General features: G+C 51.1%; 8 protein-coding genes. 7 read left to right on the top strand and 1 reads right to left on the bottom strand.

All coding sequences use genetic code 11. From position 1 onward, the window contains the following. From infB to pnp, 5 genes are all read left to right on the top strand, one after another. Nucleotides 1-2,132: translation initiation factor IF-2 (gene infB, locus PPL9_RS12900; RefSeq protein ID WP_244273386.1), on the top strand; the 2,132-nt coding region annotated here is incomplete at its 5' end. Nucleotides 2,133-2,239: 107 nt separating this feature from the next. Further along, complete coding sequence (gene rbfA / locus PPL9_RS12895) at nt 2,240-2,677, top strand: 30S ribosome-binding factor RbfA (protein WP_057463069.1); 438 nt, start codon at nt 2,240-2,242, stop codon at nt 2,675-2,677. Nucleotides 2,678-2,775: 98 nt separating this feature from the next. Beyond that, nucleotides 2,776-3,753 carry a tRNA pseudouridine(55) synthase TruB gene (truB, locus tag PPL9_RS12890; RefSeq protein WP_057463068.1) on the top strand — a complete coding sequence of 326 codons (978 nt, stop codon included), beginning with the start codon at nt 2,776-2,778 and terminating at the stop codon, nt 3,751-3,753. A 309-nt stretch (nt 3,754-4,062) separates the two neighbouring features. Next, entirely contained in the window at nt 4,063-4,332 is a 270-nt protein-coding gene (rpsO, locus tag PPL9_RS12885; RefSeq protein WP_057463067.1) for a 30S ribosomal protein S15, read from the top strand. Between the two features lie 374 nt (nt 4,333-4,706). Further along, complete coding sequence (pnp, locus tag PPL9_RS12880) at nt 4,707-6,845, top strand: polyribonucleotide nucleotidyltransferase (protein ID WP_057463066.1); 2,139 nt, start codon at nt 4,707-4,709, stop codon at nt 6,843-6,845. 66 nt (nt 6,846-6,911) lie between these two features. Here pnp and PPL9_RS12875 read toward each other — a convergent pair whose 3' ends face one another. Next, nucleotides 6,912-7,796 carry a DMT family transporter gene (locus PPL9_RS12875; RefSeq protein ID WP_057463065.1) on the bottom strand — a complete coding sequence of 295 codons (885 nt, stop codon included), beginning with the start codon at nt 7,794-7,796 and terminating at the stop codon, nt 6,912-6,914. A gap of 914 nt (nt 7,797-8,710) precedes the next feature. On the opposite strand from PPL9_RS12875, the gene dapB reads away from it, so the two are divergent. Then, nucleotides 8,711-9,526: a 4-hydroxy-tetrahydrodipicolinate reductase gene (dapB, locus tag PPL9_RS12870; protein WP_057463064.1), complete on the top strand. Its 816-nt coding sequence runs from the start codon at nt 8,711-8,713 to the stop codon at nt 9,524-9,526. Nucleotides 9,527-9,741: 215 nt separating this feature from the next. Then, nucleotides 9,742-10,365, top strand: a complete 624-nt coding sequence (locus PPL9_RS12865; RefSeq protein WP_057463063.1) for a 2,3-bisphosphoglycerate-dependent phosphoglycerate mutase — start codon at nt 9,742-9,744, stop codon at nt 10,363-10,365. Nucleotides 10,366-10,938 lie beyond the last annotated feature (573 nt).

Here is a 10,938-nt window from a genome sequence, read left to right as displayed (position 1 = left end):
CGGCAGGTGATCGTGGTCCTCGTCCAGGTGGTGATCGTGGTGGTCGTCCACCAATGCGTGATGGCAAGCCGCCAAACCTGAATGGTCCTCGTCCAGGTGGCGGGCGCCCAGGTGGAATTTCTGCAGCTCCGGCAGAAAGCATGGAAACTGGTAAGGAAGTGAGCAAAAAGGCTCTAAAGCCTGCGCTACGTCCTAAAAAGCCTGTTGTGGCTGCTAAGCCAACACCTAAAGGCAACGATGACCGCCGTAAGTCAAAACTAACGATTACCCGCGCCACTGGTGGTGATGAAAGTCGTAATCGTTCACTGGCATCCATGCGCCGTCGTCGTGAGAAAGAAAAACGTAAGGGTCAAAAGGTTGTTCGTGAGAAGGTAGCGCGTGAAGTTGTGCTTCCGGAAGTGATCACCATTCAGGACCTTGCTCAGCGTATGTCTGAACGTGCTGTTGACGTCATCAAACTGCTGATGAAGCAGGGCCAGATGATGAAAATCAACGACGTGATCGATGCTGATTCCGCTGAACTGATCGCCGCAGAGATGGGTCACACCGTAAAACGTGTGTCTGAAGCTGACGTGGAAGAAGGTCTCTTCACCGTTGAAGACAACGACACTGATCTGTCCAACCGTCCACCGGTTGTTACAATCATGGGTCACGTTGATCATGGTAAGACGTCCCTTCTCGATGCGCTCCGCAAGGAAAACGTTGCTTCCGGTGAAGCTGGCGGCATTACACAGCATATCGGTGCATACCAGGTCGAGCAGAATGGCCAGAAGGTCACCTTCATCGATACCCCTGGTCACGCAGCGTTTACTCAGATGCGTGCTCGTGGTGCTAAGTCCACTGATGTTGTGATCCTCGTGGTTGCTGCTGATGATGGTGTGATGCCACAAACCAAAGAAGCTATTGTTCACGCAAAAGCTGCTGGCGTTCCGCTCATCATCGCGATCAACAAAATGGATAAGCCAGGCGCTGACCCTTCCCGCGTTCGCAACGACCTTCTTCGTGAAGATCTGGTTGTAGAAACCATGGGTGGTGACGTTATCGATGTTGAGGTCTCTGCTAAAGAAGGCACTAACCTTGATAAGCTGATCGAAATGATCCTGCTGCAGGCTGAGGTTCTTGAGCTGAAAGCTAACCCTAACCGTGCCGCTGAAGGTACCGTTATCGAAGCTAAGCTTGACGTAGGTCGCGGTCCAGTTGCTACTGTTCTGGTTCAGAAGGGTACACTCCGGGTTGGTGATGTTGTCATTGCTGGTTCCGAATGGGGTCGTGTTCGTGCGATGCTTGATGAGAATGGCAAGCCAGTTAAGGAAGCTGGTCCTTCCAAACCGGTTGAAGTTCTTGGCTTCCAGGCGACACCATCCGCTGGTGACATGGTTGCAGTTGTAGAAAACGAAGGCCGTGCTCGCGAGATTTCCGAATATCGTCACCGCCAGAAGCGCGACAAGATGGCAGCACGTATTGCTGGGTCTCGTGGTTCTCTGGAGGCGATGATGAAGGGCTTGCAGGAAGAAGGCAAAAAAGAATTCCCGCTCATCATCAAATCCGATGTGCAGGGTTCCGCCGAAGCAATCCAGGGTGCGCTTGAAGAACTTGGCAACGACGAAGTCGGCGCACGTGTTGTGGCAGCTTCCGTTGGTGGTATCACCGAGAGCGACATCACTCTGGCGATTGCGTCCAAAGCACCAATCATGGCGTTCAACGTCCGTGCAAACAAACAGGCTCAGGAAGCTGCGCGTCGCGAAGGCGTTGAGATCCGCTACTACAGCGTGATTTACGACCTCATCGACGATGTGAAGTCCACTATGTCTGGCATGCTTGCTCCAGAACGTCGCGAAACCTTCCTTGGTTACGCAGACATCAAAGAAATCTTCAACATCACCAAAATTGGTCGTGTTGCAGGTTGTCTGGTCACCGAAGGTGTCGTTCAGCGTGGCGCACAGGTTCGCTTGCTGCGTGACAACGTCGTCATCCACGAAGGTGAGCTGGGTACACTTAAGCGCTTCAAAGACGAAGTCAAAGAAGTTGAATCCGGTGTTGAGTGCGGCATGAACTTCACAAACTACAAGGATATGCGCGTCGGTGATGTCATCGAGTGCTTCCAGGTAGAAGAGATCGCTCGCTCCCTCTAACAGAGTGAAGAGCTAAACGAGCGAAATGAACATTCAGCAGCGCCGGCGCGGATTTATCCCCGTCGGCGCTCTGTTGTTCCAAACTCAAAGCAAATTGAGAGATAAAAATGGCAAAAGCACGCGATGAATTTGCAGGTCAGCCGTCTCAGCGCCAGTTGCGTGTAGGTGAGATTGTCCGCAAAGAACTGTCAGACATTTTGACACGTGGTCGGATCACCGATCCTGACCTTGACGGTGTTATTATCACGGTCCCGGAAGTACGCATGTCGCCTGATCTGAGATGGGCTGACGTTCTCGTCATGCCTATGGGCGGTCGCGATATCGACGTTGTCCTCACCGCACTTAAACGCAATGCAAAGTACCTTCGTGGGCAGGTCGCTCGACGCGTCACAATGAAATACACTTGTGATCTACGTTTTGTAGCCGATACGCGTTTTGATGATGATGATCTGATTACTCGACTGCTGCATGAGCCTAGCATCCGTAAGGATTTTGCTGATGGCGGCATCGATGACGATGATGATCAAGGTGATAACCGCGACTAAGCTTTACAGAGCATATTGCCAAAGAAGAAGTCGTGGGTTTCAGACCAGAGTACGCGCTCAGAAGCGCAACGCATGCAAAGAATTAAGAGCTGAGAAGTATGGCGCGCAAACAGCAGCGACGTAGACCCCGTTTCCCTGTAAACGGATGGCTTGTGTTGGATAAACCTCTAAACCTGACCTCTAATGATGCATTGGGGCAGTTGAAGAGGATTTTTCATCCTGAAAAAGTTGGACACGCAGGAACGCTTGATCCGCTTGCGACCGGCTGTCTGCCTATCGCCTTTGGGGAGGCCACCAAAACAGTTCCATACATCATGGATGGACGAAAGGTTTACCGCTTTGAGGTGACCTGGGGCACGCAAACCACCTCTGATGATGCTGAAGGCGAACCGGTCAAGACCTCCGATGTGCGCCCAACGCAAGATGAGATCCTCGAGGTTCTGCCAGAGTTCCGTGGCGCCATTGAGCAGGTTCCGCCAATTTTCTCCGCAATCAAAGTTGACGGAAACCGCGCTTACGATCTTGCCCGGGAAGGCGAAGACGTAAAGCTGGACGCGCGTACGATTGTGGTGCATCGCTTGGATCTGGTTGAGTGTCCAGATGAAAACCGTGCGGTTTTTGAAGCTGAATGCGGCAAGGGAACCTATGTTCGCTCATTGGCCCGTGACCTTGGTGAGCGCCTTGGCACATGTGGCTATGTCACTGACTTGCGCCGGTTACTGGTAGGACCATTCGGTGAAGAACAGATGGTTACTCTGGATGAACTTCGTGCTGCTAAAGAAACTATGGCGGTAGAAGTTGAAGAAGGGGAAGAGCCACCTGTTCTCGACCCTCACGAAAATTCAGAACTGATCGGACACATCAAGCCAGTTGAGGTCGCACTCCACCAGTTTGCAGAGGTGCCAATCACCTCTGATGCTGCTGCGAAGGTAAAGCGCGGTAATCCTGTCTTACTACGTGGCGCAAATGCACCGATAGGCCCCGAGGAAATCTATGTGGTTTCTGGAGGCAAGCTGATTGCTTTTGGTGAAGTCTCAAAAGGTCAGTTCAAGCCAAAGCGAGTTTTCAATCTCTGATGCCTTTCTGAAAGTGGAGCGCCACACGTGAATGTGAATCATCGCGGGGCGCAATCACTGAAAGGCAAACTGTTCTACTGGGATTTATGGCTGCAAGCCTCTTAAGATTCTTCTGGTTTTTTGAGAGTTTTTCGGTCATAGTCCCGCCGCTGGGAAGCTACTGCTTACCCGGTTATTATGTGTTGGCCTGACCCTGCTAGACGACATCTTGGCACGGCCCGAGCTCAACACATAGCTCTGTAAAAGAGCGCATGCCTTCTGGGCATTTAATAAGAGGCAGTATGACTGCCATTAGATAAGGAAAAATCGATGTCGATTACGCCTGAAAAAAAAGCTGAACTGATCAAAGAATTTGCGATCAAAGAAGGTGACACTGGCTCTCCGGAAGTACAGGTTGCTATCCTTACGCACCGCATTACAGTTCTGACTGACCACTTCAAGGGTCATAAGAAAGACAACCACTCACGTCGTGGTCTTCTTAAAATGGTTGCACTTCGTCGTAAGCTCCTTGACTACGTTAAGGGTAAAGACGTTGCTCGTTACCAGTCCCTGATCGAGCGTCTGGGCATTCGTCGCTAAGACGAAGAATTCAAAGCGCGGCAGCGAGAGCTCGCCGCGTTTTCCTTACCCTCTCCTATTTCCAAGGTATTTCGGGAAATTGCGAGAGGTATATTCTGGATCAGATCGTTCTCTTCCAGAATGAACGCAGGCGAATGAAGACCTGGCAGGATTGCCAGAAGCTTACAGCGTATCTCCCAAAAGTGGAGGCCGGTTTTTGGTCAAAGGTACGCACAATCAAACAAAAGCTTCTCGCTGTCTTGCCTGCAATCGTTCGACCTGAAAAGGCATCGCGCCCTTGGTACTCAAGGAGTTGGTGCGCGCATTGCCGGCAAATGACAGCCTCAAGTTTGATGACGACCATCAGGCACTGAGGCGAACGTTAGGATAAAGATATGTTTGATATACATCGCGTGGAAGTAGATTGGGGCGGACGTCCGCTCATCCTTGAAACCGGCAAGGTTGCCCGTCAGGCAGACGGCGCAGTCATCGCAACATACGGCGAGACAAAAGTTCTCGCGACAGTCGTGTCCGCGAAGACCGCAAAGCCAGGTCAGGATTTCTTCCCACTTACCGTAAATTATCAGGAAAAGGCATACGCTGCTGGCCGCATTCCAGGTGGCTTCTTCAAGCGCGAAGGCCGTCCTTCCGAGCACGAGACCCTGACATCCCGTCTGATTGACCGTCCGATCCGTCCGTTGTTCGTAGATGGTTACAAGAACGAAACTCAGGTTGTTCTTACTGTTCTGTCTCATGACCTCGAGAACGCTCCAGACATTCTGGCAATGGTTGGCGCATCCGCAGCACTCACCATCTCCGGCGTTCCATTCATGGGCCCAATCGGTGGCGCTCGTGTTGGTTACATCAACGGCGAATACGTTCTGAACCCAACAGTTGACCAGATGGAAGAAACCGATCTGGACCTGATTGTTGCAGGTACGAATGACGCTGTTCTGATGGTTGAGTCCGAAGCTCAGGAACTGACCGAAGAAGTAATGCTCGGCGCTGTGATGTTCGGTCACAAAGGCTTCCAGCCAGTGATCGACGCTATCATTCAGCTGGCTGAAAAAGCTGCTAAAGAGCCACGTGAACTGAACCTGCCAGATCATTCTGAGCTGTTCGGTAAAGTTCAGGAACTGGCTGCTGAAGAACTCGGCGCTGCATATTCCATCACCGTTAAGACAGAGCGTAAAAACGCTGTTGATGCTGTGAAGGCGAAAGTTGTTGCAGCTCTTGTAACTGGTGAAGAAGGCGCTCCTGACGCGACTGTCATCTCTGACCTGTTCAAAAAGGCAGAAGCTGCAATCGTTCGTGGCCGTATCCTTGATACCGGTTCCCGTATCGATGGCCGTGACCTTTCCACTGTTCGCTCTATCGTTTCTGAAGTTGGCATGCTGCCACGTGCACACGGTTCTGCCTTGTTCACACGCGGTGAAACTCAGGCAATGGTTGTTGCAACACTGGGTACAGGTGAAGACGAGCAGTTCGTTGACAAACTCGAAGGTACCACCAAATCTGCATTCATGCTGCACTACAACTTCCCTCCATACTCTGTAGGTGAAGCTGGTCGCATGGGTTCCCCAGGACGTCGTGAAATCGGTCACGGTAAACTGGCATGGCGCGCTGTTAACCCAATGCTGCCTGCACACCATGATTTCCCATACACCCTGCGTGTTGTTTCTGAAATCACTGAGTCCAATGGTTCTTCCTCCATGGCTTCCGTTTGTGGTGCATCCCTGTCCCTGATGGACGCTGGTGTTCCTCTGAAGGCTCCTGTGGCTGGTATCGCAATGGGTCTCATCAAGGAAGGTGAGCGCTTCGCAGTTCTCTCCGATATCCTTGGCGACGAAGATCACCTCGGCGATATGGACTTTAAAGTTGCTGGTTCTGCAAACGGCATCACTGCACTGCAGATGGACATCAAGATCGACGGTATCACCGAAGAGATCATGAAAGTCGCTCTGGAGCAGGCTAAAGGCGGTCGCGTTCACATCCTTGATGAGATGGCAAATGCAATTACCGAAGCTCGTTCCGAGTTGGGTGAGCATGCTCCACGCATCGAAGTGATCAAGATTCCAGTAGACAAGATCCGTGAAGTGATCGGGTCTGGCGGTAAAGTTATCCGCGAGATCGTTGAAAAGACCGGCGCAAAAGTGAACATCGAAGACGACGGCACCGTTAAGGTGGCTTCTTCTGACGGTAAAGCGATTAAAGCTGCTCTCAACTGGATCAACTCCATCGCTGCTGAGCCAGAAGTTGGCGTAATCTACGAAGGCACAGTTGTTAAGACTGTTGACTTCGGCGCATTCGTAAACTTCTTCGGTGCACGCGACGGTCTGGTTCACATCTCCCAGCTGGCTCCACGCAAAGTTGCGAAAGTAACTGACGTGATCAAAGAAGGCGATAAAGTCTTCGTTAAGCTGATGGGCTTTGATGAGCGCGGTAAAGTTCGCCTTTCCATGAAAGTTGTTGATCAGGAAACTGGCAAGGAAATTCCTCGCGAAGAAGCTGCACCAGCTCCTGCAAAAGACTAAGCTTTTCTAGCTAAATTCAAAAAAAGGCCGGTTCAGAAATGGACCGGCCTTTTTCTTGTTTCAAGCTCACTCCGCAGCGCTCTTTGAGGCTGAAGCTTTAAGTCGTGAGTGACCTGCCAGAATATACAGCCCGCTCAATACGATAATCGCGGAGCCTGCCAGTGTCATGGCGTCTGCGGTCTCGTCAAAAATCAGGAAGCCGAGCAGGAGGCCGAAAAGCAATCGGGAGTACCGGAAAGGGGTGACGACGGACACCAGCCCGGTGCGCATGGCAACCGTAAGCGAGTAATAAGCCCCGATGCCCACGAGTGTGCCTGCTGCGATGACCAACCCGCTGAAAAGATCCGGCCAGACAAACCCGCCAGACCAGAATGAGTAAGCTGCACCAGTTGGGATAAGTACCGCAAAGCCGTAAACACCAAGCTGCATGTTTGAAAGGGCAGGTGGAGCCGCTCGCGTTGCCAGATCCCGCCCTGCAAAGCCAATCATGCCGATGATGGCAAGGATCGAAGTCACCTGAAAGCTCTCTGAACTTGGTTGGATGATCATCAGCACGCCGATGAAGCCGATCAGAATCGCAAGCCACCGCTGCCAGTTCACGCGCTCCCCAAACAACACGGCAGCGCCCAGAGTGACTGTAATTGGAGTGGCCTGAAGAATAGCAGAGGTGCTGGAAAGTGTGTTCAGTGCCAATGACAGCAGGAAAAACAGCCGCCCCGTAATTTCAAAAACCGCACGCGTGTAAAGTGTCGCCTTCAACGCTTCCGGTGTAAAAGCCCGTTCACCGCGTCTCCAGGTCAATAGCAAAAAGCCGAATGTGCCGCCGATACCAAACAACATCAGTGTTTGCCCAACGGGTACTGAAGCCGTCGCCGTCTTGAGCAGCGTATCTTCAATGGCAAACCCCAGCATTGCAAGCACCATCCAGGCGCTGCCGCGAATATTATCCATAATAGTATCCCCTTGCGGGAGCAGCTGCCTGGGTCTCGGAAACGCGTGAAAACGCAACCCTGCTGCATTTTTAAGTTCTGTAAAGATGAGAGCGCATTCTCGAAAACAGATCTTGGTTTTCGAGCAGGAGTACGCGTTAAAACAAAGATTTAGAGTCTGATGCGTGCATGGTGTGAACACACCGTACTCTGAGTAGGCTATCCGCTATCTTAGCGCAAGAATATGAGTTTCACGCGGGTTTCTATTCAGGTGGACTTGAGAATTCCTCATAGCTGGAGCGATTTTAGCACCGCGCGGCTTTGCCGGCGGTGTTGAGTTGAACCCCGAAAGTTCGGGAGTGAGCAAGGCGAGCAGGCAGTGCCTGCGCATTGTGAGTAAATTAGTTTCTTCGGCATTGGCTGCTCGCCTTGCCCGGGCGTTTTTGTATGAAACAAGATCTCCTCCGAAAGGCATTGGGAGCAGGCACTGTCAACGATGCACACACTTGCCAGAGACAGGTGTGATTGTCGGTGATAGCTAAACGCCTGCCAGTGTAGACGCCCATCGGGTGACCAGCTTCCGCTTGGTCCCTGCACTAAAGACTTTCAAGGGGTGTTTCAACGAACCCGCCGGGTGATGCGTTACTTCACCCGGTAGCCCCGCCCAGCCCACGCCGCACTGATGGACGGTCCATCAGCTGCCCGAATACGTGAGCACAACATTGAGAATACGTGTGGTTGAGGGCAGGGGGATAAGTTTTATCAGATTTTTGCACCCGACAAGCCGTACACGACTAAGCATAAACGAGAACCAGCTGCACGAGACAGAGCAAACTCCGGGACACCAACTGCCATATGAGTTTGAAACTCTTTAGTGCGCCTGCTATACCCCTCCACACTATAATTTGAGGGGCTTTCGTAGGCTTGGGGGACGTGATGAGTGACATGCGACTGGTTGTTGTAGGCGCAGCAGGCCGAATGGGGCGTGCACTGGTACGCACAGTGACCGAAATGGACGGAGTTGTGGTGTCAGCCGCGATCGAGCGCAAACACTCCCAGTTTCTGGGCGCAGATGCTGGAGAACTCGCAGAATGCGGTAAACTCGGCGTTGCAATCACCGATGACCTTGAGGCTGCATTTGCTGATGCTGATGGCGTGCTGGACTTCACCGTGCCAGAGGCAACGGTTGAATTTGCAGAAGCTGCAGCGCGTCATTCTATTGCGCACATTATCGGCACAACGGGAATGACGTCTGCCCAATCTACCGAACTTGCTCACGCCGCGACATCAGCCCGCATTGTAAAATCAGGCAATATGAGCCTAGGTGTTAACCTGCTCGCATGCCTCATTAAAAAGGCCGCTGCAGCTCTGGATGAAGATTTCGATATCGAAGTCCTGGAAATGCATCATCGGCATAAAGTTGATGCCCCATCAGGAACAGCATTGCTGTTGGGTGAGGCGGCTGCTGAAGGCCGGGGAATTGATCTTGAAACCCATAGTGTTCGCACACGAGACGGCATTACGGGTGAACGGAAAAGAGGCGACATCGGCTTTGCAACATTGCGAGGTGGATCTGTCGTAGGTGAACATACGGTGATGTTTGCGAGCGAGGGAGAGCGTATAGATCTCTCACATATCGCAACGGATAGACAACTGTTTGCTCGCGGTGCCGTGAAAGCAGCCCTCTGGGCGCACAATCAGCAACCGGGCCTGTACTCAATGGCTGATGTTCTCGGCCTGAATGATGAGTGACATACAAAGCATGCTTGCTAGAGCGTGTTCTGTTTGATTGGGTTCAATCAAACGACAAGACTTCGCTCCAACAAAGATGTTGGAGCGCGATGCGCAAACGTACATGAACGCGATGTGCTCTGATGAGCGATGAGCAAGACATGTGAAATGAGACTTGAAACAGTCCTTCCAAGACAACTGTTTTCAAGCAAACATAACCTCCTTAGGAGAGCTTAATGGAACGCCTTTTGGTTCTCGTCCGTCACGGACAAAGCGAATGGAATTTGAAAAACCTGTTCACCGGCTGGAAAAACCCAGACCTGACAGAACAGGGTGTTGAAGAAGCAACAACAGCCGGTAAAAAACTCAAAGAAATGAACCTGACATTTGATCTGGCGTTCACTTCTGACCTGCTGCGCGCTCAACACACTCTTAAGCTGATCCTTGGTGAGCTTGGTCAGGAAGACCTGCCAACATCAAAAGATCAGGCTCTGAACGAGCGTGACTACGGTGACATCACCGGTATGAACAAAGACGAAGCTCGTCAGAAATTTGGTGAAGAGCAGGTTCACATCTGGCGTCGTTCTTTCGACGTTCCTCCTCCAGGCGGTGAAAGCCTGAAGATGACTGCAGAGCGCACCCTGCCTTACTACCGTTCTGACATTCTTCCTAAAGTTCTCGAAGGCAATCGCGTGATTGTTGCTGCACACGGCAACTCCCTGCGTTCCCTCATCATGGAACTTGAAGGACTTTCACCTGAAGAAATCCTCAAGCGCGAGCTCGGCACAGGCAAGCCTGTTGTTTATCGCCTTGATGAAGAAGGTAAGGTTCTTTCTGTTGAGGACCTGGCAGAAGTTTAAGCCACCCTCAAAATTCAGAATCATAAAAAGCGGCTCTTCGGGCCGCTTTTTAATTTGGCTGAGTTGCACTGCTCTGGAATGGCTGAATTAGAATTGTAAAAATATAAATATTATTCACACAAATAGTCTTTGTTAAAATAATAAGTATATGAAATTAAATACACTTAAAATTATCAATAATAGATAATGCATGCGTCATTATTATTTGCCTTGCGCTACGTAAGATTCGATGCAAGCCTCTCCATGCATACAGAAAATGTATGACCGCATTAATATATTAATTGAGAGGACAACCTATGAAGTTTTCAGTAGCAAACGACGGTCGCCCAGCATCTGCTCAAGCAAAGCCAGCAAAGTTGAATGGTGGCCTTGCTCCAAAAGATGAAGAGAAAAAACCAAAATAATTTAATGTGTGAGGCAGTTTAGGCTGCCTCGCTTCATTTTTGCAGAGTGTTTTATCTGCGAGGGAATTCCTGTGAAGTTTGTAAGAATGGTCAAATCTGCCCCGGACGTCGTCAAGGCAGATGGAACGAACCTTGGCATGATGCCAGCCCGGGCAATGAAGTATTGTGA

Source organism: Pseudovibrio sp. POLY-S9 (assembly GCF_001431305.1).
GTDB lineage: Bacteria > Pseudomonadota > Alphaproteobacteria > Rhizobiales > Stappiaceae > Pseudovibrio.
This window is presented reverse-complemented; position numbering and strand designations above follow the sequence as displayed.